Source organism: Streptomyces sp. NPDC100445 (assembly GCF_044759735.1).
Lineage (GTDB): Bacteria > Actinomycetota > Actinomycetes > Streptomycetales > Streptomycetaceae > Streptomyces.
In genome coordinates this window covers 237,046-263,581 of sequence record NZ_JBIVZV010000014.1, presented here as the reverse complement: position 1 = coordinate 263,581, position 26,536 = coordinate 237,046, and the positions used below count along the sequence as shown (strand labels likewise).

At 70.1% G+C, this 26,536-nt stretch carries 23 protein-coding genes, 1 tRNA gene and 1 pseudogene; 16 read left to right on the top strand and 9 right to left on the bottom strand.

Features of this window, described 5'->3' with window-relative positions:
- Positions 1 to 138: 138 nt before the first annotated feature.
- Entirely contained in the window at positions 139 to 1,572 is a 1,434-nt protein-coding gene (locus ACIQVT_RS30030) for a helix-turn-helix domain-containing protein (RefSeq protein ID WP_403760949.1), read from the top strand.
- Positions 1,573 to 1,620: 48 nt separating this feature from the next.
- Here ACIQVT_RS30030 and ACIQVT_RS30025 read toward each other — a convergent pair whose 3' ends face one another.
- Together ACIQVT_RS30025 and ACIQVT_RS30020 are read right to left on the bottom strand one after the other, a co-directional pair.
- Complete coding sequence (locus tag ACIQVT_RS30025) at positions 1,621 to 3,210, bottom strand: transglycosylase domain-containing protein (protein WP_403761061.1); 1,590 nt, start codon at positions 3,208 to 3,210, stop codon at positions 1,621 to 1,623.
- A gap of 98 nt (positions 3,211 to 3,308) precedes the next feature.
- Complete coding sequence (locus tag ACIQVT_RS30020; protein ID WP_403760944.1) at positions 3,309 to 4,352, bottom strand: sigma factor-like helix-turn-helix DNA-binding protein; 1,044 nt, start codon at positions 4,350 to 4,352, stop codon at positions 3,309 to 3,311.
- 260 nt (positions 4,353 to 4,612) lie between these two features.
- Here ACIQVT_RS30020 and ACIQVT_RS30015 point away from each other — a divergent pair, with 260 nt between their 5' ends.
- The 3 genes from ACIQVT_RS30015 (at position 4,613) to ACIQVT_RS30005 (ending at position 6,232) form a co-directional block, all read left to right on the top strand.
- Positions 4,613 to 5,170 carry a SigE family RNA polymerase sigma factor gene (locus tag ACIQVT_RS30015; protein ID WP_403760941.1) on the top strand — a complete coding sequence of 186 codons (558 nt, stop codon included), beginning with the start codon at positions 4,613 to 4,615 and terminating at the stop codon, positions 5,168 to 5,170.
- Positions 5,160 to 5,834 carry a hypothetical protein gene (locus ACIQVT_RS30010; protein ID WP_403760938.1) on the top strand — a complete coding sequence of 225 codons (675 nt, stop codon included), beginning with the start codon at positions 5,160 to 5,162 and terminating at the stop codon, positions 5,832 to 5,834. Before ACIQVT_RS30015 ends, ACIQVT_RS30010 begins: the two co-directional genes overlap by 11 nt.
- A gap of 140 nt (positions 5,835 to 5,974) precedes the next feature.
- Positions 5,975 to 6,232, top strand: coding sequence for a DUF6221 family protein (locus tag ACIQVT_RS30005; RefSeq protein ID WP_403760936.1), 258 nt, complete (start codon positions 5,975 to 5,977; stop codon positions 6,230 to 6,232).
- Positions 6,233 to 6,407: 175 nt separating this feature from the next.
- On the opposite strand, the gene ACIQVT_RS30000 is transcribed toward ACIQVT_RS30005, so the two are convergent.
- Positions 6,408 to 6,974 carry a CAP domain-containing protein gene (locus ACIQVT_RS30000; RefSeq protein WP_403761072.1) on the bottom strand — a complete coding sequence of 189 codons (567 nt, stop codon included), beginning with the start codon at positions 6,972 to 6,974 and terminating at the stop codon, positions 6,408 to 6,410.
- Positions 6,975 to 7,199: 225 nt separating this feature from the next.
- Positions 7,200 to 7,328, bottom strand: a pseudogene (locus tag ACIQVT_RS29995) (transposase); the annotation flags it as partial.
- Between the two features lie 283 nt (positions 7,329 to 7,611).
- Between ACIQVT_RS29995 and ACIQVT_RS29990 the strand changes: the two are divergent.
- The 3 genes from ACIQVT_RS29990 (at position 7,612) to ACIQVT_RS29980 (ending at position 9,991) form a co-directional block, all read left to right on the top strand.
- The gene (locus tag ACIQVT_RS29990) at positions 7,612 to 8,196 is read left to right on the top strand and encodes a TerD family protein (protein WP_403760934.1); all 585 of its coding nucleotides are present in this window, start codon (positions 7,612 to 7,614) and stop codon (positions 8,194 to 8,196) included.
- A gap of 10 nt (positions 8,197 to 8,206) precedes the next feature.
- Positions 8,207 to 9,274: a hypothetical protein gene (locus tag ACIQVT_RS29985; RefSeq protein WP_403760931.1), complete on the top strand. Its 1,068-nt coding sequence runs from the start codon at positions 8,207 to 8,209 to the stop codon at positions 9,272 to 9,274.
- A gap of 330 nt (positions 9,275 to 9,604) precedes the next feature.
- On the top strand, positions 9,605 to 9,991 hold the full coding sequence (locus ACIQVT_RS29980) for a hypothetical protein (RefSeq protein WP_403760928.1): 387 nt from the start codon (positions 9,605 to 9,607) through the stop codon (positions 9,989 to 9,991).
- Positions 9,992 to 10,592: 601 nt separating this feature from the next.
- On the opposite strand, the gene ACIQVT_RS29975 is transcribed toward ACIQVT_RS29980, so the two are convergent.
- Together ACIQVT_RS29975 and ACIQVT_RS29970 are read right to left on the bottom strand one after the other, a co-directional pair.
- Positions 10,593 to 11,492 (bottom strand): hypothetical protein, encoded by a 900-nt coding sequence (locus ACIQVT_RS29975; protein ID WP_403760925.1) that lies wholly within the window; start codon positions 11,490 to 11,492, stop codon positions 10,593 to 10,595.
- A 487-nt stretch (positions 11,493 to 11,979) separates the two neighbouring features.
- Positions 11,980 to 12,053, bottom strand: a tRNA-Gly gene (locus tag ACIQVT_RS29970).
- Positions 12,054 to 12,599: 546 nt separating this feature from the next.
- On the opposite strand from ACIQVT_RS29970, the gene dcd reads away from it, so the two are divergent.
- Together dcd and ACIQVT_RS29960 are read left to right on the top strand one after the other, a co-directional pair.
- Positions 12,600 to 13,175 carry a dCTP deaminase gene (dcd, locus tag ACIQVT_RS29965; RefSeq protein ID WP_121787742.1) on the top strand — a complete coding sequence of 192 codons (576 nt, stop codon included), beginning with the start codon at positions 12,600 to 12,602 and terminating at the stop codon, positions 13,173 to 13,175.
- Between the two features lie 13 nt (positions 13,176 to 13,188).
- Positions 13,189 to 13,692: a phosphoribosyltransferase gene (locus tag ACIQVT_RS29960; protein ID WP_403760921.1), complete on the top strand. Its 504-nt coding sequence runs from the start codon at positions 13,189 to 13,191 to the stop codon at positions 13,690 to 13,692.
- 76 nt (positions 13,693 to 13,768) lie between these two features.
- Here ACIQVT_RS29960 and ACIQVT_RS29955 read toward each other — a convergent pair whose 3' ends face one another.
- Positions 13,769 to 14,863 carry a YIP1 family protein gene (locus tag ACIQVT_RS29955; protein WP_403760918.1) on the bottom strand — a complete coding sequence of 365 codons (1,095 nt, stop codon included), beginning with the start codon at positions 14,861 to 14,863 and terminating at the stop codon, positions 13,769 to 13,771.
- Positions 14,864 to 14,918: 55 nt separating this feature from the next.
- Positions 14,919 to 16,403, bottom strand: coding sequence for an FG-GAP and VCBS repeat-containing protein (locus tag ACIQVT_RS29950; protein WP_403760915.1), 1,485 nt, complete (start codon positions 16,401 to 16,403; stop codon positions 14,919 to 14,921).
- Positions 16,404 to 16,664: 261 nt separating this feature from the next.
- Here ACIQVT_RS29950 and ACIQVT_RS29945 point away from each other — a divergent pair, with 261 nt between their 5' ends.
- Entirely contained in the window at positions 16,665 to 16,994 is a 330-nt protein-coding gene (locus tag ACIQVT_RS29945; protein WP_403760912.1) for an antibiotic biosynthesis monooxygenase family protein, read from the top strand.
- A gap of 86 nt (positions 16,995 to 17,080) precedes the next feature.
- On the opposite strand, the gene ACIQVT_RS29940 is transcribed toward ACIQVT_RS29945, so the two are convergent.
- Complete coding sequence (locus tag ACIQVT_RS29940) at positions 17,081 to 19,375, bottom strand: (Fe-S)-binding protein (RefSeq protein ID WP_403760909.1); 2,295 nt, start codon at positions 19,373 to 19,375, stop codon at positions 17,081 to 17,083.
- A gap of 207 nt (positions 19,376 to 19,582) precedes the next feature.
- On the opposite strand from ACIQVT_RS29940, the gene ACIQVT_RS29935 reads away from it, so the two are divergent.
- The 6 genes from ACIQVT_RS29935 to ACIQVT_RS29910 all read left to right on the top strand — a co-directional run bounded on the left by ACIQVT_RS29935 (position 19,583) and on the right by ACIQVT_RS29910 (position 26,402).
- Complete coding sequence (locus ACIQVT_RS29935; RefSeq protein ID WP_403760906.1) at positions 19,583 to 20,635, top strand: MraY family glycosyltransferase; 1,053 nt, start codon at positions 19,583 to 19,585, stop codon at positions 20,633 to 20,635.
- A gap of 94 nt (positions 20,636 to 20,729) precedes the next feature.
- A complete protein-coding gene (gene dnaK, locus ACIQVT_RS29930; protein WP_403760904.1) occupies positions 20,730 to 22,574 on the top strand; it encodes a molecular chaperone DnaK in 1,845 nt (614 codons plus the stop codon).
- Positions 22,571 to 23,224: a nucleotide exchange factor GrpE gene (gene grpE / locus ACIQVT_RS29925; protein ID WP_403760899.1), complete on the top strand. Its 654-nt coding sequence runs from the start codon at positions 22,571 to 22,573 to the stop codon at positions 23,222 to 23,224. Before dnaK ends, grpE begins: the two co-directional genes overlap by 4 nt.
- Before the next feature lie 33 nt (positions 23,225 to 23,257).
- Positions 23,258 to 24,433 (top strand): molecular chaperone DnaJ, encoded by a 1,176-nt coding sequence (gene dnaJ / locus ACIQVT_RS29920; RefSeq protein WP_403760897.1) that lies wholly within the window; start codon positions 23,258 to 23,260, stop codon positions 24,431 to 24,433.
- Positions 24,434 to 24,438: 5 nt separating this feature from the next.
- Positions 24,439 to 24,888, top strand: coding sequence for a heat shock protein transcriptional repressor HspR (locus ACIQVT_RS29915; RefSeq protein ID WP_403760894.1), 450 nt, complete (start codon positions 24,439 to 24,441; stop codon positions 24,886 to 24,888).
- 407 nt (positions 24,889 to 25,295) lie between these two features.
- Complete coding sequence (locus ACIQVT_RS29910) at positions 25,296 to 26,402, top strand: sugar ABC transporter substrate-binding protein (protein WP_403760891.1); 1,107 nt, start codon at positions 25,296 to 25,298, stop codon at positions 26,400 to 26,402.
- The last annotated feature ends 134 nt before the right edge of the window (positions 26,403 to 26,536 follow it).

Genomic DNA, 26,536 nt, shown 5'->3' with positions numbered 1-26,536 from the left:
GCTTGGATGACCGAAGCCTGTGCCATACGGCGTCCCAACTGCCATTCCATCGGCGATTTTGGGATGCTGGGATGCGTTCACCGGCTCTGACCTGGGGAAACGTGACCACCCTGGGATGGCGAACGGGATGGAGGACTGGTGGGGGCGGCTGAGGAGATCGCCGATTTCGCGGCGTTACTGCGTGAGTTGAAGCAGCGGTCCGGGCTGAGTTACGAGGCTCTGGCGAAGCGGGCGCACATGAGTACGTCGACGCTGCACCGGTACTGCAAGGGGGATGGGGTCCCGGCCGACAACGCGGCTGTCTCGCGCTTCGGCCGGGTGTGCAGGGCGACGCCCGAGGAACTCGCCGAACTGCACCGGCGCTGGGCCCTGGCGGACGCGGCACGGGAACGCGCCCGCCGGCCCGCCACGGACGCGCGACCGGACACCGACGACCGGCCCACGGCCCCCACCTCCGCCGCCCCACCCCCGAAACCGGAACCCGAGCCCGAACCCGAACCCGAACCCGGGCCCGAGTCGGCGCAGGAGCCCCGGGACACCGCGCCCGCCGCCGCACCCGCACCCGCGGCCACGGACGCCCCCGAGACGCCTCCCCGCGCCCACCCCGACCGAACCGCCCCCGCCCGCCGCACGTCGCCGCTCCCCCGGATCACCCGCAAGCGGTGGGCCCTGATCGCGGCGAGCACCGCCGTCGTCGTCGCGGCCGTGTCCACCGTCCTCACGGTCGACCTGAGGACCGCGAGGACGGACCTGGCGGACGTCGTCCGGCCGACCGGCGCCGCGATCTCCGCCGGAAGGTCGCCCTCCGCCGCCGCCACGCGGCACCCATCGGCGTCCGCGTCCCCCTCGACCCGCCCGAGCCGCTCCCCGGCACCGACCCCCGCGAAGTCCGACGACGCCGTCCCGTCGGCGCCCGCCACGGACACCTCGGCGCCCGGGACCGGCGAGACCCCCGCCCGGCACATCGCCGCGGTCCCGCTCACGGTGAGCACCCGCACCTACGCCTGGGAGGACCCCCAGTGCGAGGGCAAGTACCTGGTGGACCGGCCCCCGGCCCGGGTGTCACCGCCGGTGATGGGGCAGGACGTGCCGGGCTGGGTGCAGGCGCAGGACGCCATCGCCGCCGACGCGCAGCGGGTCGCGCTGACCGTCCAGGGCACCGGGGACGAAACCGTCGTCATCGAGTCCCTGCACGTCCGCGTGGTCGACTCGGGCACGCCCCCGGCCTGGAACGCGTACCTGGGATCGTCGGGCTGCGGCGGAGGCGTCGAGACGAGGTCGTTCGCCACGGACCTGGACGCCGCCCACCCCGCCCTCGTCCCGCGGGCCGGTCAGCGGGGTGTCCCCTACAAGGTCAGCCGGTCCGACCCCGAGGTCCTCTACATCACCGCCCACGCCGACACCCACGACGTGCGCTGGTACGTGGAGCTGCTGTGGTCCAGCGGCGGCCGTCAGGGAACCATCCGCATCGACGACCACGGCAGACCGTTCCGCACCAGCGGCAGCCGGGGCCGCCCCGTCTACGAGTACCCGGTCGGCGGCCCCGAGTGGTACAGCGTGGCGGGTGACTGAACCCCGGGACCGAGAGCTCCGTCAGACGCCGCCGGCCGCACGCGTCACCTACCTGGCGACCTCCCAGACCCCCGCCGCCACCCGCTGTGCGAACGTGGTCGGTGACGGCTCGTCCGGCAGCCGCGCGGGCACCGTCGTGCCCTTCCTGCTGCCCGCCCGGTCGGCGAACAGCGCGACCGTCAGGGCGAGTCGGTCGTCGTACCCGGAGCTCCACACGGTCCGCCGGGCGTTCCCGCCGCCGGCTCCGCCGAGGCCGAACACCTTCGCCTCGCCCGGGCCGGCGGTGGCGGGCACCGGACCGGTCCCGGATCGCGCGCCCACCGCCATCGCCTCCTTCTCGCCCAGCACCCGCCGCACGTCGGGACGGGCCCGGTAGACGGTGCGGCCCTCCCGCGTGATGCGCGCGACGGTGTACGGGGTGGCGTACCGGCCGTGCGCCGCCACCGCCGCGTACGCCGACGCCAGGTTCAGCGGAGTCGGCGCCGCCGTCCTCAGCAGTCCGCGCAACGGCTCGCCCGCCGGCCCCACCCCGTCGAACGGCTCCAGGGCCGACCCCGCCTCCACCGCCCCGCTCACCGCGTCGTTGAACGGCTGCCGCGCGTAGTCCGAGCCCCCGTACAGCACCCGTACCGCACCGTCACCGGGCACCATCCCCACGACGGCGGTGTGCACCCGCACCCGCTTGCCCCCGGAACTCTCCTCGGCCAGTTGTGTGGCACGGTTCTGCGCCGCGAGGTCGAAAGTGGTCGTGACGCTGTAACCGCCGCTCGCGAGCTGGTCCTCGGCGATGCCGAGCCGGTCGGCGGCCTCCTTGGCCGCAATGTCGATCAGATACTGCCGCTGTCCCTCGGTCTCGCCCGGCGGATAGAACCGGAACGCCGGGAACCGCGCCGCGGCCCGCTGCTCGTCCGTGATGCTGCCGCCGGCCACCATCGCGTCGAGCACCCACTCCCAGCGGTGCTCCAGCTTGGCGGTCACCTTCGGATCGGAGCCGGCCTTCTCGTAGTACGACGGGATGTTGATGACGGACGCCAGCGCGGCGCCCTGGGCGACCGTCAGGTCCTTGGCGTCCACGCCGAAGTAGTTGCGCGCGGCGGACTGGATGCCGGCGGCGCCCCGCCCGAAGTACACGGTGTTCAGATAGCCCTCCAGGATGTCGTCCTTGGTGCGGGTGCGGTCCAGCTTGATCGCGATGAGCGCCTCGCGGGCCTTGCGGGACAGCGAATGCTCCGGGCTCAGCAGCGCGTTCTTCACGTACTGCTGGGTGATGGTGGAGCCGCCCTGTGGGTCACCGCCCGTCAGCGTCGCCAGGACGGCCCGCGCGATGGCCCGCGGCGAGATCCCGCTGTCCGTGCGGAAGGAGCGGTTCTCCGCGGCGATCACCGCTTCCCGCACGTGCGCGGGGACCGCGGACAGCGGCACGTCCTGCCGGTCGACCGGGCCGCGCCGGCCCAGGTAGGCGCCGTCCGCGTCGAGGAACACGGTGCTCTGCGTGACCGTCTCGGGGTGCGGTTTCGGGATCGTCGTGAAGTGGTACGCCACGACGGCCGCCGCGCACAGCGTCGCGATCAGCGTGAGGAGGGCGTAGCCCAGCCGGCGGAGCCACCGGCCCCTGGTGCGCCGGAGCCGGGTCCGCAGCGGCGCGCGCCTCCCACGCCGGGGAACATCCCTCGTCGTCTCTTCCGTCGGCGATGCCGTTCGCGGTACGGCCGTTCCGTCGGTCCCGTTCACGTCCGTCACCACGTGCTGCCCGAACGCGCGGCGACCTTGCCCGAGGCGTCGTACACCGTGACGATCCGCTCGTGCGCTCCCGCGCCGAGCAGCGACCGCACGTTCCTCTCGGTCAGCGGCGGACTCGTGTACCAGACGCCCCATCCCGGACTCCCCGCCAGGACGAGGACCTTGGCGGTGGTCCGGCCGTCGCCGGTGGCCACCTCGACACGGCCCGGCTCACCGCGGAGGCCGTGGAAGACGCCGGACAGGAGGAACCCACCCTTCACGCTGTCCACCCGCGCGGAGACCCCGGGCGCGTCCGGTGGGCGGTCGCTGTCGTCCCCCCGAGGACGCTCGGGCACCGCCCAGTGCGCACCGTCCGCCGTCAGCCACACCCGTACCCCCGCCCCGACGGTCACCCGCTCGCCCGGTGCCACGATCCGCACCGGGCTCGTCACCGAAGGGACCCCGCGCCGCCCGTCCTGCGCACCGCCACCGCCACCGCCGTCACGGCCGGCCGCGATCAACGCGCCGGGCACGAGCAGCGCCAGGCAGGCGGCCGAGGTGACGACGCGCCGACGCCGTAGCAGCCGGTTCCCCGCCGCCCGCACCTCGTCCAGCGGCACCTCGGCGGGGACGACGTCCCGGGCGGCACGGGCGTACACCTCGCGCAGCCGTCCGGGGTCGCCGCCGACCGCCTTCAGACCGTGCCGGGCCCGGGCACGCACCGCGCCCACCGAGCAGTCCAGCAACTGGGCGATCTCCGCGTCCGTCAGCCCTTCCCAGATCCGCAGCACGAGGATCGCCCGCCGCCGCGCCGCCCGCCGTCCGCGGGCCCGGCGCAGGTGGCCCCGCACCAGACAGCGCCGCACGTGGAAGTCCTTGTCGTCGCGCGGAACACGCCGCCACCGCGCGCACATCCGCGCCAGTGTTCTGCGCACCAGCTCCTCCGCCGCACCGGCATCACCGGTGAGCAGCCGCGCGGTCACCATCAGCCGGGACCAGTGCGTCCGGGCGTACGTGGCGAAGTCGTGGCCGGTGGGGGGCGTTTCGTGGGTCGGTGGCACGTGGGCGGTCCTTAGGCTCGGGAACCCCGTCGTGGCCGGACGTGCGGGCCGTCCGTCCGGGTCGGGCAACTGTTCGGTGTGCCGGTAGGTTGATCAGCCGACGAGCCGACACCGTCGAGGAAGAGGGAGCCCGGAACCCCCGCGCACCGTCTTCCCCATGGGTCGTGCTTCGCCGGATGCGACCTACGCGACTCACGGGACCTGTACGCACGGCGGTGGCGGCCGGGTTGCAAGCAAAGGACAGAGATTTCGGTGGAGGCATGACCGAGGACGAGTTCGACGCCTTCTACGCGGCCGCCTTCCCCCGGCTCACCGGACAGCTCTACGCCTTCACCGGCGACCACGGCGAGGCCCAGGACGTCGTACAGGAAGCCTTCGTACGGGCCTGGGACCGGCGCCGGCGGTTCCTGGCCGACGGTGCCCCCGAGGCGTGGGTCCGCACCGTGGCCATGCGGCTGGCGGTGAGCCGCTGGCGGCGCTCGAGACGCTGGCTGGAACTGGTGCGGCGCACTCCGCCGCCTGACCCCGCCCCGGGACCGAACCCCGAGTACGCCGCACTCGTGGCCGCGCTGCGGGAACTGCCCGAGGCCCAGCGGATGGCGATCGTCCTGCACCATTTGTGCGACCTGAGTGTGGAACAGGTAGCCTCCGAGACCCGTGCGCCCGTGGGGACGGTCAAGGCGCGGCTGTCCCGGGGCCGGGCACGGTTGGCGAAGAGCCTCACGGAGCACGAGAGCGACGGACGGGCCGACGGGACCGACGGGCGGGTCGACGGAACCGACGGGCGGGTCAGGAGGGAGAGCGGCCGTGGCCGATGAACTTTCTGCCGCGCTGCACGAGTTGGCCGCGGACCAGGAGACCGCCCCGGTCGTCGGCGGCCCCGCGACACGCGCCCGGGCGGTACGGCGCAGGCGCCGCCGGCGTGCCGCCGCGGGCGTCGGCACGGGCACCGCGGCCCTCGCCCTGCTGGGCGTCGCCCTGACCCTGATCCCCGGCGGGACCCCGGACCGCCACCCGGCCGCGCACCGGCCCTCCACCCCGGCCTCCCCGACGCCCTCCACCCCCGACAGGCTCGACCTCTCCCGGCACACCCTCACCTTCGACGGCCGGGTGATGCCGATCCTCTCCGCATCGGACGCCCTGCTCGACGCCGCGAACCCGATGACGGTGGTCACGAAGGCGGACCCGAGGGAGATGAGACTCGACGTGTCCCCCACCGACCCGCCCATCGGCCCGACCTCGGTGCGCGTCCGGTACGTGGTCGAGCTGCGCGACGGAACGGGCCGGCCGCACCAAGTCGGCCTCACCTCCCCCCAGCTCAAGGCCCTGAGCGCCGACGACGCCAAAGGCGGCTGGATCGGCCTCGGCGCGGCGGACAGCAAGTGGTTCTACACCCGGGTCCACCCCGGCGACACCCTCTCCCTGACGACCGCTCCCACACAGACCGCCACACCCTCGCCCATGACATCCCCCCCGCGGTGAGCCACGCGCAGCACCGTCCAGCCGCACGTCGAGGCCGGTGGGCCGGTAGTACTCCGGCGGCGTCCGGTGCGGTACCGAGCAGACCTACGACCGAGCACGGACAGCCGGGCGGCGAGCCAGGCGGCACGGAGGCTGAACCCATGGACGACCTCATCACCTTCCTGCGGGCCCGCAACGCGGAGGACAACCACGCCTACGCCTACGTGGCCCATACCTTCGGCGGCGAAGCCGTGCTCGACAGTCATCTCCCGATGCTGGACCTGCTCGACATGCTGGCGCGCGACCTCGGGGCGATGGACCCGTGCGACTCCCGCGTCACCGGCCTCACGTACGCCCTCCGCGCCCTGGCGCAGTCGTACGACGAGCATCCCGACTACCGCGAGGAGTGGCGCCCCTAGGGCCGCCCCCTCCTTTGTGCGGCTCGCGGACGTGAGCGACGACGGCTGACCAAGACCGTGTCCTACGTGGTGAGGTGGACGAGTCGCTTGTAGCAGCGCAGGGCTGCGCGAGGCCGGGAAAGACCAGGTGTTGCAGGATCGCACTCGTAGCGAGGGCTCCTGGATCCGGACGACATCAGAAAGGCCCAGTTTTCCTGCCCATGTCCAGCGTCCAATAGTGGGTCCATGGGCCCCCTTTCGCGTAGCCGAATCCGGCGTCGCGAATGTCGTCCGGTGTGAACCAGTCATCAAACAGGATGGCATTCCGGTGTTCCCAATGCCATGCCTCGTCCTGCTGCATCCAGAAGCGCACTGCTTCCTCTGCGGTACTGAACCCGACGGCCACATTCTCCGACCGCCAGGTACGGTAACCTGCCTGCTCCATCGGTTGTCCAACGTCTGTGTCCAGCGATCCGTCAGGGCCGCGGTGCATGTTCTTATCGCTGTTCACCCAGTCCTTGTCCCGACCTGTCAGAAGTATACTGTGGGCGCTCGCTATATTGGTCAGCGATCCTGAAAGTCGGAAGTCCGGGACGCCGGGCGGCATCGTAGCTTCTGCGGTGTTGTTGCCGAGGGGCGGGTAATTCTCCGGATGTGTGCGCGCGTCTGTGACGAAGCGGCGAAGCTCTCTTTGCTCAAAAGAAAAACTCAGGATGAGGTCATCAGGGGGTCGAGGGGTAATATCCGCGTCGCGGGGTGTCATCGTGATTCCTCTTCCATATGTGGAAACAAGCGTCAGCTGAGGCCAGGCGGCTCTTTCACGGCCGGACCGTCCGTTACCTCGAATGGATCGGGGGTATACGCGCGGACCCTGATTTGCCGCCCGCGCCGAGCGCCCTGGGTGCGACTCGGCGAGATTTCGGTGCGTCGGTACGCCGTCTACTTCCAGGACATCACCACGCGGGCAGCGTCGCAAATCCTGCGAGAAGAGGGTGGAGGCGATGGCGGTGAAGGCGCGGAAGTGCCCGGCCTTTCGTTCGTAGCGGCAGTGCAAGCGGCGGTAGTCGCCCAGCCAGGACATCGCGCGCTCGATCGTCCAGCGATGCCGTTCCTGCCGGTTCGAGGACTCGATGTACGGCGAGGTCCATCGGCACGGGACCGGTGAAGCCGGGGCTCCTCGTGACCCCGGTACCGGCCCGATCAGCAACTCGGCCCCACGCCCACGTGAGGACGACCGACCGGCCCTCGCCGCCGTGCGGACCGGCGTTTCCGGTTCGACCGCTTCCGCACCGGTTGCTGCCGGTTCCACCGGGAATCGCCATGCCATCCCGCAGCCGGGAACCGCCGAACGCCCCGGCACACTGTCCATGGAGTAGTCGTCTGAAAGGAATGGCCGATAAATGATTACGCTCACCAAGGAAGACGGACCGGCGGACCTGGATGGAGTGACCCATCTGTCCATCGGCGTGTCCTGGGACCCCACGGCCGGCAGCAGCGGCGGGATGATGGGCAAGCTGCGCCGCAAGCAGGGGACCGACCTCGACCTGATCGCCATCGCCATGCAGGGCGGTGACCCGGTGCGCCTGGCGGGACTCGACTCACTGGACCCCATGGGCAACGGCTCGCTGCTCCACAGCGGCGACAACCAGACAGGACACGGTGACGGGGACGACGAGACGGTGACCGTCGAGTTCGCCGGCGTACCGGCCCACATCACGTCCATCGTGTTCGTAGCCGCCGCGTTCAAGAAGGGCAGCTCCTTGCAGAAGGCGCGCAACATCAGCTTCAAGGTGTACGACGCGACCGGGGGGAGCTCGCAGCAGGTCGCCGACATCTGGCCCAGCCTGCTCAGCCAGGACAACGGCTGTGCCGTGGCCAAGGCGGTGCGATACGGCACCACCTGGAAACTCGAAGTGATCAACGCGACCGGCAAGATCAAGCAGGGCGACGAGCACTCGCTGATGCGCTTCGCCGCCAGCAAGTAGGACCGGGACCGTGGCGAGCGAGGTGCTCTACGGCGAGCAGTCCCGGAACCCGCTGGCCCGGACGGTGGAGCTGACCGAGGACGGACTGCGCCGGGGCGGCAGGGTCACGCCGTTGAGCGAGCTGAACCTGGGCGCCATGGCGGAGGCGTTCCGACGTGGGCGCTGGCTCGGAGGCGGTGGGACGGAGCGTCCGCTGGACCGGCTGGCGGAAGGGTCAGGTGTCGTGCCGGTGACCCGGATCACGGGCACGGCCACGCCGATCAGGGTGCGGCGGGCGGCCGAGTTCGCCCGGACGATGGGTGAGTTGGCGGTACGACGGTGCGGTGGGCCCGCGCAGGTGACCGCCCTGGCGGAGCGGGCCCACGCCGAAGGCGTACCGCTGTGGATCGCGCGGCGCTACGCGCCGGGTCCCGCCGGTCCGATCACCGTGGCCGTGGACCGGCGCCTGATACGCGTCGACGTGTGGGGGCCGCACGCTCCCGTCGTACGGATCCGAGCTCCGCAGGGCTACGACCGCGACTTGGCCCAGCCGGCCAAGGGCCTGCGACTGACCGTCGGTGAGGCGGTCGCCCAGCTCAGCCTCAGGAAGAAGCTGCGCAAGTCCAAGAGCTCCGTGGAGGCGCGCCTGCCGGGGATGCCCGGTCACCACTGGGTGCTGCGGCGGGAGAACGCGACGAGTTCCTGGCTGCTGCGCGACGAACACCGTGTCGTCCTGCTGACGCGCCCGCCACGCCGCCCCTCTTCGGAACCGGACGCGGTACTGCTGCCGCTGGCTCCCGTACGGTACGAGAGCACCGACCCGTTGGACGCCGTCATGGCGCAGGTCTTCTCCGTCGCCTTCGGACTCGGGGACACGACGGGCCTGGCCCGGTTCCGTACCGCACGGCGCCCGGTGCACGGCGGTGAGCCGATCGCCACCGACGACGCCTGGGACCTCCCATGGTTCAGCAACCTCGGCAGCGGCAGTGACGACAACGAGTCCGGCGGCGGAGACGGCTGGGGCGCGGACGGCGGTGACGGCTGGGGCCATGACGGAGGCGACGGCGGGAATGACGATGGAGGCGACGGCGGCGACTAGACCCGGTCGTCCGGACCATCCTGGCGCAGGCCGTAGGCGCCGCGCGGCACCGATATCGTGCCGCTCTTGAGCACGGCATCACAGTCAGCGTGGAGGGCCGTTGGATCTCGTTGGCCGCCATCATCGTGGGCTGGCTCTGCAGCCTCTACGCGGTGCTGGTCAACCTTGTGGTCATGGGCCTGATCGCGGGGCTGGCGGTGCTGGTCGACTCGGTGAGCTGACAGTCCACCGGTTCACGACAGGTGCGGGGTGCCCACGACCGACCCGGCCTCTGACACCAGCGGATCGCCGGAACCTCCTTCTCGGTGGTCGGCTGCCATAGTGATCCCTATGGAACTACCGTCCGACGCAGTGCTCGTCTTCGATCGCGACGAGGACCTGTTCGTCTTCGCGTCCTTCATCGACGCTACGAACTGGATCGAGGCGATCGACGTCGATGCAGGCGAGTACACAGCGGCGTACTCACCGGACGGTGGTGTGTGGGCTCTGACCGTGTCCCAAGGCCCGGAGAAATCGGTCGTCCTGACCAGGACCGGCCGCGTGGACCCTGACGATCTGGTGCGGAGATTCGCCCGCTACTGGCAGCGCCACCAGGCAGGTGAGCCTCCACGTGACCTGTTGGAGACAGGGCGGTTTGTGATCGAGAGGGACAACAAGCCGCGTACGGGGTGGTCGGGCCGCATGACCGCCCTGCTGCGATGTGCCCCAGCTGAGTAAGGTCACCACTCAGCGGGCGAGCCGCCGGAGACGAGCGACGCCCTGAGCTGAGCTGGGCGAACCTTCTGAGCGTGGCGGCGTCGGGCGGAGGGAGCCGCCTGAACCGTAGAGAGAGTTGTTACTCGGGCCTGGCTGTGATGCGCCACAGGGGCGCTTCGTACTGTTCCGGGCGGCTGCTGAGCAGTAGCTCACGCAGGTCCTCGCGTCGGGTGCCGCTGTAGTTCAGGGCTTCGGTGAGGCGGCGGAACGTCGTGTGGGTGACTCCGCGACTGGTGGCTTCTGCCTCGAGCGCAGTCTTCCCCATGGGTGTCTTCGGTGTTCATACTGATTCTTCGGACATCCTTGGGCCGTGTGACTCAGAGGGGAAGCTACTTGGCAGAGGTTTACATTTGCTCCCCGGCTGGTTGGGTGTCCTGCGGATTCGCAGTCCCAGCCGTGTGCAACGAGGCGGCGAGGATCCGGCAAACCTCAACCCGCTGCCCCTGGTCGCAGCCATCCAGAAGTCGCTCCAGACGGCGAAGCACTGCCAGGTCTCGCCCACAACGTGCGATCACGCCCAGGGCTACGCAAACGGGCACTACCAGCACCATTGCAGACAAGGTCATGAGTCGTAGCCCTTCTTGATGTACTCCACGACCTCCCGAACCTTGTCGTTGTACAGGCATGAACTGTGGCGATTCAAGATGACTGTGCGATCGCCGAGGTGAGCCGAATGAGGAGAGAGCAACTCGATAGCGGTTCCACGCGGCAGGCCGTCAGCGATTCCATGAGCCAAAAGGTTGGCGCAGAGTGTCTCCACGGTGTCGCCACAGCACCACTCGATGACAAGATCCCCAGAGTGATGCGTGTAGCAGTTGGCGAACCCGTGCGGCTCTGCTGTTCTGTTCACCAACCGTGGACTACGCAGAATTCGACTCATCAACAGATCGCGCACTTGTAGGTCCGCGCTGCCTTCCGAGCCGGCCCACTCCTCGGCCTCCTGCCTTTCGTCGCGAGAGAGGCCGCCAGGGGTGCGCTTCCAAAGAAGTACTTCATCCTCGCGCGCGGACGGTAGACGCATGCGACCGTGATCGGAGCGGATCAGGGTGACTTGCGCCAGGCTGAGGGCGTCGTGGAGAACCACGCGGTCCCTGTTCTCTCGGATGCGAAGCCCGGGGACTCCGCGGATGCCTCCGTAGATGTGATCGAACCGTGGCAGGAGTTCGCGCAGAACCTCATCCGCCATGTCGGACTCCAGGGTCAGTTCCAGGCTCTGAGGCCCCGACCCCGCTTCACGTACGCCAAGAAGAGCACCGTTGAGTTGACGGTCCTGGAAGCTGCTCGCCAACACATGGGCCAACTGCGCTTCTAGACGGCGCTGATGAGGATGGGCTGCGTCTGCGACCGAGGATCCGAGATAGACGTTGGCCTGCCGGGCCAGCCTGGAAGCGGTCGAGAGCGTGAGTGACGTCTGGCTACGGATCTTCTTGGCTAGACGGTTGGTGTTGCGTGAGCTGGACACGCGTCGGCCCTCCTTGTTTGCCGCCCGGCGACGACAAGAAGAGACAGATCGGATGTCCTAAGGCGTACGGACTGCCAACTGCGGGTGACTCTCAAGAGCCCACTGCTCGCTCCGGCGCCGGGACCGGATGTAGCGAGACACGCTGCCGCAGCAGCGCCGCACAAAACGTACACCAGCATCTTGCACTCCGTCCGGAGAATGGATGAGTGCGAATGCCAGGCTGAACCGCCAGGTGTCTTGTCGCCGAGCGTACGAGACGCATGATCCGGGTAGTCCAGCCGAAGCCCTCACCGGGCGCCCGACGCTCATCACCTCTGCTCTCCAGCCGGTCTCAGGCCGAGGGTCATGACGCCGGCCCCGATCCAGGGCCAGCGCCCCGGTGCTTGAGGTGCCCTGCTGGACCAGCGTGGAGGGCACGCGCAGGGCGGAGCCCAAAAATGTCCCAGACAACAAACAACCCCCGGGCCTCAGACCTGGGGGTTTCGCATGGAGCGGGTGACGAGAATCGAACTCGCGCTCTCAGCTTGGGAAGCTGATGTTCTACCATTAAACTACACCCGCGTAAGTACGGACGGGCCCTCGTGGAGCCGGTGTCCGGACGCTCGCTCACTTTACATCATCGCGGAGTCGGGGTGTGGGCAGGTCGTGGGTTTGAGTCGGCCGCGGGGTGGGATACGGCTACGGACGGCCGGAGTTGGGGCGTAGCGTGGCGGAGTGGCGGAGCGCTGCGGCGGGGCCGGAGTGCCGCTGGGAGAGTCCTCTCTTTGATCCCGTAATGTGGCTTTTGTCGTCCGGGTAGCGACGCCGGACGCGGCTCTTGGGGAAGGGACTTGAGGGACTTGATGGAACGCACTGTTGTCCGATGCGTGGACGGGCACGTCTTCAGCACCGCTTCGTTCCCGATGCAGCAGACCGGCCGGCTGGGCCCCGGTCGGCTCGTGCGGTGTCCGCGCTGCGCCAGGCTCCGCAGCGCGGTCCCGGTTCCGGTCCCGCTGGACCGGCGGTGGGCGGCGGTCGCGGAGAACGCCTCGTAGCCGGGGTGTCACAGCGGGCGCGCGGAGCCGTCGTGTGTGTCGGGGCTCCGCGCGCCTTGCGTATCCTCGCTACGTGCTTCTCTCAGACAAGGACATCCGGGCCGAGATCGACGCCGGGCGGGTACGGATCGATCCCTACGACGAATCCATGGTGCAGCCGTCCAGCATCGACGTGCGGCTGGACCGGTACTTCCGGGTGTTCGAGAACCACCGGTACCCGCACATCGACCCCTCCGTCGAGCAGGCGGACCTGACGCGGCTGGTGGAGCCCGAGGGCGACGAGCCGTTCATCCTGCACCCCGGGGAGTTCGTGCTGGCGTCCACGTACGAGGTGATCTCGCTCCCCGACGACCTGGCCTCGCGGCTGGAGGGGAAGAGCTCGCTGGGGCGGCTGGGGCTGGTCACGCACTCCACCGCCGGGTTCATCGACCCCGGTTTCAGCGGCCACGTCACCCTGGAGCTGTCCAACCTGGCCACGCTCCCCATCAAGCTGTGGCCGGGGATGAAGATCGGACAGCTGTGCATGTTCCGGCTGACCTCGCCGGCCGAGTCGCCGTACGGCAGCGAGCGGTACGGGTCCCGGTATCAGGGGCAGCGCGGACCGACCGCCTCGCGCTCCTTCCTCAACTTCCATCGGACCCAGGTGTGAGGGCGGCGACGACATGAGTGACGCAGGCGTGCGGGAGAACCTGACCTACGAGCGGTTCGGGTCCGCCATCCGTGAACTGGCGCAGACCATCGCCGACGACGGCTACGAGCCCGACGTCGTGCTGAGCATCGCGCGCGGTGGTGTCTTCGTCGCCGGCGGGCTCGCCTACGCCCTGGACTGCAAGAACATCCACCTGGTGAACGTGGAGTTCTACACCGGGGTGGGGACCACCCTGGAGATGCCGGTCATGCTCGCGCCGGTGCCGAACGTGATCGACTTCTCCGACAAGAAGGTGCTGATCACCGACGACGTCGCCGACACCGGCAAGACGCTGAAGCTCGTGCGTGACTTCTGTCTCGACACGGTCGCCGAGGTGCGCTCCGCGGTGGTCTACGAGAAGTCCCACTCCCTCGTGAAGTGCGAGTACGTCTGGAAGCGGACCGACGACTGGATCAACTTCCCGTGGAGTGTCGAGCCGCCCGTGGTGAAGCGGGCCGGGCAGGTCCTCGACGCCTGATCCCCGCCGCTGCCGTACGCGAGGGAGCCCCCGGCCGTCGGGCCGGGGGCTCCCTCGCGCGTGCGGTGGGGGTCGGTCAGAACGTGCCCAGCTTCACGATCGACAGCAGGGCGACCAGCTGGATCGCGGACGCGCCCAGCGCCTTCGGCCAGGGCAGGTCGTGGGAGCGGGAGACCATCAGGGTCAGCAGGGCGCCCGCGGCGATCCAGGTGGCCCAGCCGAGGATCTGCACGAAGCCGGCGTCGCCGCCGAAGAACATGGCGAAGACCAGGCGCGGCGCGTCCGTGAGGGCCGTGATCAGCATGGAGAGGGCCACCGTGGGCTGCCAGGCGCCGTCGCCGCCGAGCTGACGGGCCAGGGTGTGGGTGACCACGCCGAGGACGAACAGGCCGAGCACCATCACGACTGCGGTCAGCAGCACGATCGGCACGGCGTTGGACAGCGTCGCGCTGATCGCGTCCGCGCGGGCGCCGTCGAAGCCGAAGACGGCGAGCAGGCCGTAGAGGAAGGTCACGACGAGCGCGGGGACCCACATGGTGTAGTCCCGCATGCGCAGGAAGGTGGCGTCCGGGGAGAGGACGATCCCGCGCAGCAGTTCCTTCCAGTGCAGGGGCGGGCCGAGCGGCGCGGCGGGCGCCGCGGGCGAGCCGGCGTGGTAGGTCGCGCCCTGGGTGTAGCCGGCGGCCTCGTCGACCGAGAACGCCTGGGTGTGGCCCGGGTTGTCGGCCGCGTACGGGTCGTGGGGGGCCTGGGCACGGTGCGGGTGGCCGTCGTCGCCGAAGTACTCCGGTCCGTCGCCGGCCGGGCCCGGGTAGCCGTACTGCGGTCCGGGCTGCGGGTACTGCTGTCCCGGCTGCGGGTACGGCGGCTGGGCGGCCGGCGGGTACCCGTACGACGGGCCGCCGGCCTGCCGTCCCTGCGGCGGCCGGGCCTGCGGGGGGCGGCCGTACGGCGGCTGGCCGTACGACGGTCCTCCGGTCTGGGCGGGGCCCTGTCCGCCGCCGCGTCCGTACGACGGTCCCTGCGGCGCCTGTTGTCCCTGGGGGGTGCGGTTGTTCCGGCCCCCGCGTCCGATCCTGAATCCAGCCACGTCATCGAACGTACCCGGTCCCGGCGGCCGATGTGCCGGGCCCGGTGGTCCGGGCCCGGCTTTGCGGCCGACCTGTGACATCCCCTAAGGGACCGTCAGCGCGACGATTCGGGGATACTTCGGGGTTTGCCGCGGGTCAGTCCGCGAAGACGGCGCTGAGCTGCGGGGTGCCGGTGGTGGAGACGCCGACGGCGGACGCGCCGACGGCACGCGAGCCGGTCGTGGTGATCTTCTTGCCGTCGGAGGGCAGGTAGGTGACCGCGCCGTCGCCGCCGTTCTCGTAGGAGCCGATGACCAGGTCGGCCCTGCCGTCGCCGGTGACGTCGTCGAGCTTGACGTCGGCGCCGAACAGGTCGGACTTCTCGTCGCCGCCGGGGACGCCCGCGGTGTTCTGGGAGAACGCCTGGCTGCCGGAGGCGGTGTTCACGCCGGAGGCGGAGCCGTACAGGACGGTGACGCTGCCGGTGTCGGGGACACCGTCGATGTCCTCCTGGGGGCTGCTGACGACGAGGTCCTGGTAGCCGTCGCCGTTGATGTCGCCGAGGTCGAGCTCCCAGCCGAAGGCGTCGCCCTTCTCGGAGGTGCCGGGCACGTTGCCGGTGTTCTGGGTGATGCCGGTGGTGGCGGCGGGGCCGGAGGCGGAGCCGTAGGTGATGTTGACCTTGCCGCCGGTGGCGGAGTCCGGGATGTTCGTGCCGTCGCCGGTCCTGGTGTCCCAGTCGGCGCCGCTGACGATGTCGCCGAAGCCGTCGCCGTTGATGTCGCCGACGGCGGTGATGATGCCGGCCTTGAGGGTCTTGGCCGAGGTGCCGCTCAGGCCGCCGGAGGTGCCCGGCAGCCAGTAGTTGGTGTTCCAGCCGTACTGGGTCTTGGTCTCGTAGCCGTCGACGACGAGGTCGGTGCGGCCGTCGCCGTTGACGTCGCCGGCGGTGAGGTTCAGCGGGCCGTAGGGGTAGTCGTTGGTGCCCGTCTGGATCGGCGGCTTGACGGTGGTCCGGCTGCCGTAGCCGCCGGCGGTGGTGAAGCCGCCCTTGTAGAGGTACAGGGTGGCGGCGGAGCTGCCGACGACCAGGTCGGCCCGGCCGTCGCCGTCGAAGTCCCCGGCGGCCAGGGTCTTGCCCCAGTAGTCGTGGGAGGAGGCGGCCGGGTCGGGGATGTCGGTGCCCTTGCCGGTCAGGCCGCTGCTGGAGCCCCAGAGGATGGCCAGGCCGCCGCCGTTGGTGTCGGTGCCCACCTTCTCGTCCGGGGTGCCGACGGCGAGGTCGTCGTAGCCGTCGCCGTTGAAGTCGGCGTACGCCAGGTCGGCGCCGAAGAAGTCGCCGGCCTCGGCGGTGCCGGGGACGCCGGCGGAGTTCTGGCTGAGGGTGGTGCGCCGGGCGGAGGAGACGCCGGAGGCGGTGCCGTACAGGACGACGATCTGCCCGGCGTTCTTGTGGCCGCTGACGTAGGCGCCGGCGGCCGCGGTGGCGACGTCGCCGATGCCGTCGCCGTTGAAGTCGGCCTTGGCGACCTTGACGGAGTCGGCGGCGGTGGCGGGGGAGGCGGCGAACGTGAGCAGGCCGCCCGTCAGCGCGGCGGCGACGGCCGTCGCGAGGACCGTTCGCGGCTGGTGCGTGTGCATGCGTTCTCCTGCGGCATGCGGGGGATGCCTGGCGGGGCATCCGCAGTTGATGGGGTGCGTCCGTCCGGGTTCATCGCGGGTTGTCCCGCGGTTCACGGACGGTCGGCGATCAGGAGACCCGCCGTACCGCGCGAGGGTTGTACATGTGTTCGGTAACGGTATGGGATCGCTGTGACCGGTGGGACGAAGGGGCGGGAAGGTGGGCGCGTCCGTGCCGCCGCCCTCCGGCGCGGGCCGGGGCGCATGGTCCAGGATGGGTGCATGAGCGTAGTGAAGATCAATGTGCTGACCGTGCCCGCCGAGCAGCGCGAGACGCTGGAGAAGCGGTTCGCCTCGCGGGCCCACGCCGTGGAGAACTCCGACGGCTTCGAGTGGTTCGAATTGCTGCGGCCGGTCGAGGGCACCGACCAGTACCTCGTGTACACGCGCTGGCGTGACGAGGAGTCCTTCCAGGCGTGGATGGAGGGTCCGATGAAGTCCGCGCACCAGGGCGGCGGCGAGGGCGGCGGTGAGCGGCCGAGGCCGGCGGCCTCCGGTTCGACGCTGTGGTCGTTCGAGGTGGTGCAGCAGGCGGGGGCGAAGAACGGCTGACCCCCCCGCGGGGCCGCCGGCCGCGCGGACGACGGCGCCCCCTGACCGTGCGGGTCAGGGGGCGTTGTCGTGTCACGCGAGCGTGGTCACTTCACCGGTTCGGGCTCCGGCGCGGACGCGGAGTCGGCCGTGCCCGTCGGGGGCTCGTCGTCGGTGACCGGGGTGCGGACGGAGTCCAGCAGGAGCTGGGCGACGTCCACGACCTGGATGGACTCCTTGGCCTTGCCCTCGTTCTTCTTGCCGTTCACCGAGTCGGTGAGCATGACCAGGCAGAACGGGCAGGCGGTGGAGACGATGTCCGGGTTGAGGGAGAGGGCCTCGTCGACGCGCTCGTTGTTGATGCGCTTGCCGATGCGCTCCTCCATCCACATCCGGGCGCCGCCGGCGCCGCAGCAGAAGCCGCGCTCCTTGTGGCGGTGCATCTCCTCGTTGCGCAGGCCCGGCACCTTGCCGATGATCTCGCGCGGGGGCGTGTAGATCTTGTTGTGGCGGCCCAGGTAGCACGGGTCGTGGTAGGTGATGATGCCCTCGACCGGGGTGACCGGGACCAGCTTGCCCTCGTCCACCAGGTGCTGGAGCAGCTGGGTGTGGTGGATGACCTCGTAGTCGCCGCCGAGCTGCGGGTACTCGTTGCCGAGGGTGTTGAGGCAGTGCGGGCAGGTGGCGACGATCTTCTTCGCCGACGCCGGCTTCCTGGACTCCGCCGTGACCTTGCCGTCGTCGTCCAGCTCCTCGCCGAACGCCGTGTTCAGGGCCATGACGTTCTCCATGCCGAGCTCCTGGAAGAGGGGCTCGTTGCCGAGGCGGCGGGCGGAGTCGCCGGTGCACTTCTCGTCCCCGCCCATGATCGCGAACTTGACGCCCGCGATGTGGAGGAGTTCGGCGAAGGCCTTGGTGGTCTTCTTGGCGCGGTCCTCGAGGGCGCCGGCGCAACCGACCCAGTACAGGTACTCGATCTCGGTGAGGTCCTCGATGTCCTTGCCGACGACCGGCACCTCGAAGTCGACCTCCTTGGTCCACTCCAGGCGCTGCTTCTTGGCCAGGCCCCAGGGGTTGCCCTTCTTCTCCAGGTTCTTGAGCATCGTGCCCGCCTCGGACGGGAACGCGGACTCGATCATCACCTGGTAGCGGCGCATGTCGACGATGTGGTCGACGTGCTCGATGTCGACCGGGCACTGTTCGACGCAGGCGCCGCAGGTGGTGCAGGACCACAGGACGTCCGGGTCGATGACGCCGTTTTCCTCGGCGGTGCCGATCAGCGGGCGCTCGGCCTCGGCGAGGGCGGCGGCGGGCACGTCCTTCAGCTGCTCCGCGGAGGCCTTCTCCTCGCCCTCCGCCGTCTTGCCGCCGCCGGCCAGCAGGTACGGGGCCTTGGCGTGGGCGTGGTCGCGCAGGGACATGATGAGGAGCTTGGGGGAGAGCGGCTTGCCGGTGTTCCAGGCGGGGCACTGCGACTGGCAGCGGCCGCACTCGGTGCAGGTGGAGAAGTCGAGCAGGCCCTTCCAGGAGAACTGCTCGACCTGGGAGACGCCGAAGACGTCGTCCTCGCCGGGGTCCTCGAAGTCGATCGGCTTGCCGCCGGAGGTCATGGGCGCCAAGGCGCCCAGGGCGGTGGAGCCGTCGGCGTTGCGCTTGAACCAGATGTTCGGGAACGCCAGGAAGCGGTGCCAGGCCACGCCCATGTTGGTGTTGAGCGAGACCGTGATCATCCAGATCATGGTCGTGCCCAGCTTGATCATGGCGGCGAGGTAGACGAGGTTCTGGAGCGTGCCGAGGCCGAGGCCCTTGAAGGCGAGGACCAGCGGGTACGAGGCGAAGTAGGCGGCCTCGTAGTGGTCCACGTGGTGCAGGGCCCCCTCGAGGCCGCGCAGGGTGTAGATCGCCAGGCCGATGATGAGGATGACGTACTCGACGAAGTACGCCTGGCCCATCTTGGAGCCCGCGAACCGGGACTTGCGGCCGGGCCGCGAGGGCAGGCTCAACAGGCGGATGACGATCAGCGTGGCGATGCCGAGGGTGGTCATCGCGCCGATGAACTCGATGTACAGCTCGTACGGCAGGAAGTCGCCGAGGACGGGAAGGGTCCAGTCGGCCTGGAAGAGCTGTCCGTAGGCGTTGATGATGGTCGGCGGCAGCGTCAGGAAGCCGATGGCCACGAACCAGTGGGCGACGCCCACGATGCCCCACCGGTTCATCCGGGTGTGCCCGAGGAACTCCCGGACCAGGGTCACGCTGCGCTGGTAGGGGTTGTCGGTCCGGGTTCCGGCGGGGACGGGCTGGCCCAGTTGGAAGTGCCGGACGAACTGGCCGATGGCACGGGCGAGCAGCGCGACGCCGACCACGGTCAGGACCAGCGACACGATGATCGCGGCGAGTTGCATGGGGGCTCCTGAGGCGGCCTCGAATTAACCGAGCGACATTACTAAGCGGTAACTTATGCAGTTCGTCTGAGACTACCCTCATCATCCGTCGGGATGCAGCAGGGTGCGGGGTGATCTGGGTCGCTGAAGGTGCCCGTGGCGCGTCCCGCAGGCAATCCGATCGTGTTATTCATCCCGAATTGCTACTTTCGCCCCTACCTTAGAGCCGTGCTCTACGGGATCGCCGCCGCAACCGCAGCCCTGCTCCTCGCCGCCGTGCTGGCGGCGCTGCTCCGGGTGCCCGCACTGCGGCTCGGTGTCCTCGACCGGCGCCGGCAGCGTCCCCTGCCGGTGCTGGGCGGGCTCGCCGTCGTGGTCGTCACCTGTCTGGTCGCCTGGGCCGGCGAATGGACCCGCGTCGCCCCGCTGGGTGACGGGGTGGGGAAGCTGCTGGCCGCCGGCGCCGCGGTCGCTCTGCTCGGCCTGGTGGCCGACGTGTGGCGGCTGCGTGCGCGTGTGCTCGTCGCCGGTACGGCCGTGGCGGCGGCCTGCGTCGTCCCCTACGACGAGACGGGCCTGCCGGGCGGCGCGCTCGCCGTGGTCTGCGTGGTGCTCGCCTCCCTCGCCTTCAAGGGCCTCGACCACGCCGACGGCCTGGCGGGGACGGTCGGGGTGGTCACCGCGTTCGGCGCCGGGGCCTGCGCCGCCGCCGAGGTGATGGACGGGCTGGCCGTGCTGCTGAGCGTGTTCGCCGCCGCCCTCACCGGCTTCCTGATGCACAACTGGCATCCCGCGCGCGTGGGCATGGGGGCCTGCGGATCGCTGTTCACCGGGTTCCTGCTGTCGTCGTCCGTGGTCTTCACGCGCGCGGGGTACGCGCTCGGGCCGAGCGCCGCGGTGGCGTTCTGCCTGGGCGCGGTGGCCGCCGCCGACACCGTGCTCGTCGTCCTCGCCCGGCTGCTGGCCCGGCACCCGCTGCTGCGCCGGCGCCCCGACCACCTCGCGCACCGGCTGCGGCGGATCGGGCTGACCCCGCAGGGATCGGTCGTGCTCCTCGGGGCAGGCTCCTTCTCGGCGGTGCTCGTCGGGGTGCTGGTGCACACGGGGTGGACGGACGACGGGGCCGCGCTGTGGGTCGCGGGCACGGCGCTGCTCGCCGTGCTGGTGCTGCTGCGGGTCCCCGTCCAGCCGCCCCGGCGGGGGCCGCGGGTACCGGTGCAGCCGCCCCGGCGAGGGACGTCTACGCAGGTCACAGGCCACTTGCGCGTAAGGAACGGATAAGACTTGAGTCTCGTTGGCTCAGGTCTGTTGACCCAGCGGCTCTCCTCGTGCACACTTGAGTCTGTTCCACTCAAGTCAGCTGGAGGAATCAACCATGGCACGTGCGGTCGGCATCGACCTGGGCACGACTAACTCCGTCGTCAGCGTTCTGGAGGGCGGCGAGCCCACCGTCATCACCAACGCCGAGGGTGCCAGGACCACGCCGTCCGTCGTCGCCTTCGCCAAGAACGGTGAGGTGCTCGTCGGCGAGGTCGCCAAGCGCCAGGCGGTCACGAACGTGGACCGGACCATCCGCTCGGTGAAGCGCCACATGGGCACCGACTGGAAGATCCAGCTCGACGGCAAGGACTTCAACCCGCAGCAGATCTCCGCGTTCATCCTTCAGAAGCTGAAGCGCGACGCCGAGTCCTACCTGGGCGAGAAGGTCACGGACGCGGTCATCACCGTCCCGGCCTACTTCAACGACTCCGAGCGCCAGGCGACGAAGGAGGCCGGCGAGATCGCCGGTCTGAACGTCCTGCGCATCGTCAACGAGCCGACCGCGGCGGCGCTCGCGTACGGCCTCGACAAGGACGACCAGACGATCCTCGTCTTCGACCTCGGTGGCGGCACCTTCGACGTGTCCCTCCTGGAGATCGGTGACGGCGTCGTCGAGGTGAAGGCGACCAACGGCGACAACCACCTCGGCGGTGACGACTGGGACCAGCGTGTCGTCGACTACCTGGTCAAGCAGTTCCAGTCCGGCCACGGCGTGGACCTGTCCAAGGACAAGATGGCCCTCCAGCGCCTGCGCGAGGCGGCGGAGAAGGCCAAGATCGAGCTGTCCTCCTCCACGGAGACCTCGATCAACCTGCCCTACATCACCGCGTCGGCCGAGGGCCCGCTGCACCTGGACGAGAAGCTCACCCGCGCCCAGTTCCAGCAGCTGACGGCCGACCTGCTGGAGCGGTGCAAGACGCCGTTCCACAACGTGATCAAGGACGCCGGCATCCAGCTCGGCGAGATCGACCACGTCGTCCTGGTCGGTGGTTCCACCCGCATGCCCGCCGTCGCCGAGCTCGTCAAGGAGCTGACCGGCGGCAAGGAGGCCAACAAGGGTGTGAACCCGGACGAGGTCGTCGCCATCGGCGCCTCGCTCCAGGCCGGTGTCCTCAAGGGCGAGGTCAAGGACGTCCTGCTGCTCGACGTCACCCCGCTGTCCCTCGGCATCGAGACCAAGGGCGGCATCATGACCAAGCTGATCGAGCGCAACACCACGATCCCGACCAAGCGCTCGGAGATCTTCACGACGGCCGAGGACAACCAGCCGTCGGTGCAGATCCAGGTCTACCAGGGCGAGCGCGAGATCGCGGCCTACAACAAGAAGCTCGGCATGTTCGAGCTGACCGGTCTGCCGCCGGCGCCGCGCGGCGTCCCGCAGATCGAGGTCTCCTTCGACATCGACGCCAACGGCATCATGCACGTCACGGCGAAGGACCTCGGCACCGGCAAGGAGCAGAAGATGACCGTCACCGGCGGCTCCTCGCTCCCGAAGGACGAGGTCGACCGCATGCGCGAGGAGGCCGAGCGCTACGCGGAGGAGGACCACAAGCGCCGCGAGGCCGCCGAGACCCGCAACCAGGGCGAGCAGCTCGTCTACCAGACCGAGAAGTTCCTCAAGGACAACGAGGACAAGGTCCCCGGCGAGATCCGCACCGAGGTCGAGGCCGCCGTCGGCGAGCTGAAGGAAGCCCTCAAGGGCGAGGACACCGGCGAGATCCGCTCCGCCACGGAGAAGGTCGCCGCCGTCTCGCAGAAGCTGGGCCAGGCGCTCTACGCCGACGCCCAGGGCGCCCAGGCCGCCGGTGGCGCGACCGCCGGTGCCGGTGAGGCCAAGGCCGACGACGACGTCGTCGACGCCGAGATCGTGGACGACGAGCGCAAGGACGGTGCCGCGTGACGGAGGAGACCCCGGGTTTCGAGGAGAAGCCCGACGTCCCCTCCGGCGCCACCCCCGACGACGCCGAACCGAAGGCCGCCTCCGAAGAGGGGGCGGCCCCGGCCGGGGACGTAAGTGCAGACCCGGGCCTGGTGGCCCAGCTGGATCAGGTCCGGACGGCGCTCGGTGAGCGCACGGCCGACCTCCAGCGCCTCCAGGCCGAGTACCAGAACTACCGCCGCCGTGTCGACCGGGACCGGGCCGCGGTCAAGGAGATCGCCGTCGCGAACCTCCTGACCGAGCTGTTGCCCGTGCTCGACGACATCGGCCGCGCGCGGGAACACGGCGAACTGGTCGGCGGCTTCAAGTCGGTGGCCGAGTCGCTGGAGACCGTCGCGGCCAAGATGGGCCTCCAGCAGTTCGGCAAGGAGGGCGAGCCCTTCGACCCGACGATCCACGAGGCCCTGATGCACTCCTACGCGCCGGACGTCACCGAGACGACCTGCGTGGCGATCCTCCAGCCGGGGTACCGCATCGGCGAGCGCACCATCCGCCCCGCGCGGGTGGCCGTCGCCGAACCGCAGCCCGGCGCGCAGACCGTCAAGGCGGAGGACGCGGAGGAGACGGCGGCGGCCGACGACAAGGAGAGCGGTGGCCCGGACGAGGGCTGACGTGAGGACCCGGGGGAAGGAGGGACGTCGAGGATGAGCACCAAGGACTTCATCGAGAAGGACTACTACAAGGTCCTCGGCGTCCCCAAGGACGCCACCGAGGCCGAGATCAAGAAGGCGTACCGCAAGCTCGCCCGCGAGTTCCACCCGGACGCCAACAAGGGCAACGCCAAGGCGGAGGAGCGCTTCAAGGAGATCTCCGAGGCGAACGACGTCCTCGGCGATCCCAAGAAGCGCAAGGAGTACGACGAGGCACGCGCCCTGTTCGGCAACGGTGGCTTCCGCCCCGGGCCGGGCGCGGCCGGCGGCTCCTTCAACTTCGACCTCGGCGACCTGTTCGGCGGCGGTGGGGGCACCACCCAGGCCGGCGGCTTCGGTGGTGGCATCGGGGACGTCTTCGGGGGCCTGTTCAACCGCGGCGGCACCGCGGGGACCCGGACCCAGCCCCGGCGCGGCCAGGACGTGGAGTCCGAGGTCACGCTGAGCTTCACGGAGGCCATCGAGGGCGCCACCGTGCCCCTGCGGATGTCCTCCCAGGCGCCGTGCAAGGCCTGTTCGGGCACCGGCGACAAGAACGGCACGCCCCGCGTGTGCCCGACCTGCGTCGGCACCGGGCAGGTCGCCCGGGGATCGGGCGGCGGCTTCTCGCTCACCGACCCCTGCCCCGACTGCAAGGGCCGCGGCCTGATCGCCGAGCACCCCTGCATGGAGTGCAAGGGCAGCGGGCGCGCGAAGTCCTCCCGCACGATGCAGGTCCGCATCCCGGCGGGCGTCACCGACGGGCAGCGCATCCGGCTGCGTGGCAAGGGCGCGCCCGGCGAGCGGGGCGGACCGGCGGGCGACCTCTACGTCGCCGTGCACGTCGGCGAGCACCCGGTGTTCGGGCGCAAGGGCGACAACCTCACCGTCACCGTCCCGGTGACGTTCGCCGAGGCGGCCCTCGGCGGCGAGGTGCGGGTGCCGACGCTCAACGGACCGGTCGTCACCCTGAAACTGCCGCCCGGCACGCCGAACGGTCGTACGATGCGGGCGCGGGGCAAGGGCGCGGTCCGCAAGGACGGCACCCGTGGCGACCTGTTGGTCACCGTGGAGGTGAGTGTCCCGCAGGACCTGTCGGGCAAGGCTCGTGACGCCCTGGAGGCGTACCGCGAGGCGACCGCGGGCGAGGACCCGCGGGCGGAGCTGTTCGAGGCCGCGAAGGGAGCTTGAGAGTGATGGACGGCCGTCGGCGCAACCCCTATGAACTGACCGAGGAAACCCCGGTCTACGTCATCTCGGTGGCGGCCCAGCTCTCCGGACTCCACCCGCAGACGCTGCGCCAGTACGACCGCCTGGGCCTCGTCTCCCCGGACCGCACCGCGGGCCGGGGCCGGCGCTACTCGGCCCGTGACATCGAACTGCTCCGCCAGGTGCAGCAGTTGTCACAGGACGAGGGCGTCAACCTGGCCGGCATCAAGCGCATCATCGACCTGGAGAACCAGGTCGCCGCGCTCCAGTCCCGGGTCGCGGAGCTGGAGTCGGCCCTGGACGGCGCGGCGACGGCGATGCGGCAGCGCGAGGCCGCGGTCCACGCCTCCTACCGGCGCGACCTGGTGCCGTACCAGGAGGTCCAGCAGACCAGCGCGCTGGTGGTGTGGCGGCCCAAGCGGCAGCAGCAGGACTGAGCGGCGGTCAGCGGTACCGGGAGGGGCCGGCGGGAGCGATCCCGCCGGCCCCTCCCGTGTGTCCGGGGGCGTCGGCCGATCCGCCCGCGAGGGCCGCTCGATTGGCCGGGATTGTTCGCTCTCCTGATCGAGTCGGGGCGGTCTCCGGTGCCCGCGGTCACGGGTCGTGGCGGCGACGGTGGGTTGTACGGAACTTTGCCGACGCGTGAACTCCCTTTGGATGAAGGGTCCGTAAAGGGTATTTGAAGGGGGTTTCGCGGAACCTCCACAGGGACACCTGTGCGTGGCGTTGCGCACTCGTTAAGTGATTCTTCTTGACGCCGGGTGGCGGCTCCGCGTTGTCTTTTCAGACACCTGGGTCGTATTGCAGCACCCACGTCCGGAACGCACCTGAAGTGAGCCCTCGCATGCGCCGTATCGCCATATCCGTGGCCGCGTCCACGATGACCCTCTCGCTCGCCGGCTGTGGCGTGCTGAACGCGACGGGGGACGGAGCGAGCGCGAGCCCGACGAAGGGCAACGACATCACCGTGGGCCTGCTGCTCCCGGAGAAGGCCAACACGCGCTACGAGAAGTTCGACTACCCCATCATCAAGGACAAGGTGGCCGAACTCACCAAGAAGCAGGGCAAGGTGGAGTACGCCAACGCGGACGCGAGCGCCGCCCGCCAGGCCGAGCAGCTCCAGAACATGATCGACGAGAAGGTCGACGTCATCCTGCTCGACGCCGTGGACGCGCACCTCGTCGCCCCCGGGGTGGAGAAGGCCAAGAGCGCCGGCATCCCGGTCATCGCCTACGACCGCCTCGCCGAGGGCCCGATCGACGGCTACGTCTCCTTCGACAACGAACTCGTCGGCGAGGTGCAGGGCCGCACCCTGCTGGAGGCGATGGGCCCGGGCGTCGGCACCTCCGACAAGATCGTCATGATGAACGGCTCGCCCACCGACCCGAACGCCAAGCAGTTCAAGGAGGGTGCGCTCTCCGAGCTGAACGGCAAGGTCGACATCGCGCAGAGCTACGACACCACGGGCTGGAAGCCGGAGAACGCCGAGGCCAACATGGCCAAGGCGATCGCGCTGATCGGCAAGGGCAACATCGCCGGGGTCTACGCCGCCAACGACGGCATGGCCGGCGGTGTCATCAAGGCCCTGAAGGCGGCCGGTGTCACCTCGCTGCCCCCGATCACCGGCCAGGACGCGGAACTGGACGGCGTCCAGCGGGTCGTGAGCGGCGAGCAGTACATGAGCGTCTACAAGTCCTACCCGGACGAGGCCGCGGCCGCCGCGCAGATCGCCGTCACCAAGATCCAGGGCAAGGACATCCAGTTCGACGCCCTGACCCAGGACCGGGTCGACAGCCCCACCACCAAGCAGGTCCCGTCCCGGCTGGTCCAGGTGAGCGCGCTGACCAGGAAGACCATCAAGGACACCGTCATCGCGGACCACATCTACGGCGTCGACGACATCTGCACCACCCGGTACAAGGCGTCCTGCGCGGCCATCGGCCTGAAGTGACGGCAGCGCCCCCGCGCCGCACGGCCCCCGGCCGTGCGGCGCACCGCGGGGCGGCACCCGGCGCGTGGGCGAAACCCGGGCACAGCGTCGCATTCCGGTGACCGGTGTCCGGGGAGCCGTGTTGCGGACCCGGT

What these genes read in the sequence shown, in the direction of transcription:
- dnaJ (WP_403760897.1), top strand. Translation starts at nt 23,258, where the DNA reads ATGAGCACCAAGGACTTCATCGAGAAGGACTACTACAAGGTCCTCGGC.
- dnaK (WP_403760904.1), top strand. Translation starts at nt 20,730, where the DNA reads ATGGCACGTGCGGTCGGCATCGACCTGGGCACGACTAACTCCGTCGTC.
- ACIQVT_RS29950 (WP_403760915.1), bottom strand. Translation starts at nt 16,403, where the DNA reads ATGCACACGCACCAGCCGCGAACGGTCCTCGCGACGGCCGTCGCCGCC.
- ACIQVT_RS29915 (WP_403760894.1), top strand. Translation starts at nt 24,439, where the DNA reads ATGGACGGCCGTCGGCGCAACCCCTATGAACTGACCGAGGAAACCCCG.
- ACIQVT_RS30000 (WP_403761072.1), bottom strand. Translation starts at nt 6,974, where the DNA reads ATGACACCCCGCGACGCGGATATTACCCCTCGACCCCCTGATGACCTC.
- ACIQVT_RS30005 (WP_403760936.1), top strand. Translation starts at nt 5,975, where the DNA reads ATGGACGACCTCATCACCTTCCTGCGGGCCCGCAACGCGGAGGACAAC.
- ACIQVT_RS29945 (WP_403760912.1), top strand. Translation starts at nt 16,665, where the DNA reads ATGAGCGTAGTGAAGATCAATGTGCTGACCGTGCCCGCCGAGCAGCGC.
- ACIQVT_RS29960 (WP_403760921.1), top strand. Translation starts at nt 13,189, where the DNA reads ATGAGTGACGCAGGCGTGCGGGAGAACCTGACCTACGAGCGGTTCGGG.
- ACIQVT_RS29940 (WP_403760909.1), bottom strand. Translation starts at nt 19,375, where the DNA reads ATGCAACTCGCCGCGATCATCGTGTCGCTGGTCCTGACCGTGGTCGGC.
- ACIQVT_RS29980 (WP_403760928.1), top strand. Translation starts at nt 9,605, where the DNA reads ATGGAACTACCGTCCGACGCAGTGCTCGTCTTCGATCGCGACGAGGAC.
- ACIQVT_RS30015 (WP_403760941.1), top strand. Translation starts at nt 4,613, where the DNA reads ATGACCGAGGACGAGTTCGACGCCTTCTACGCGGCCGCCTTCCCCCGG.
- ACIQVT_RS29910 (WP_403760891.1), top strand. Translation starts at nt 25,296, where the DNA reads ATGCGCCGTATCGCCATATCCGTGGCCGCGTCCACGATGACCCTCTCG.
- ACIQVT_RS29990 (WP_403760934.1), top strand. Translation starts at nt 7,612, where the DNA reads ATGATTACGCTCACCAAGGAAGACGGACCGGCGGACCTGGATGGAGTG.
- ACIQVT_RS29955 (WP_403760918.1), bottom strand. Translation starts at nt 14,863, where the DNA reads ATGTCACAGGTCGGCCGCAAAGCCGGGCCCGGACCACCGGGCCCGGCA.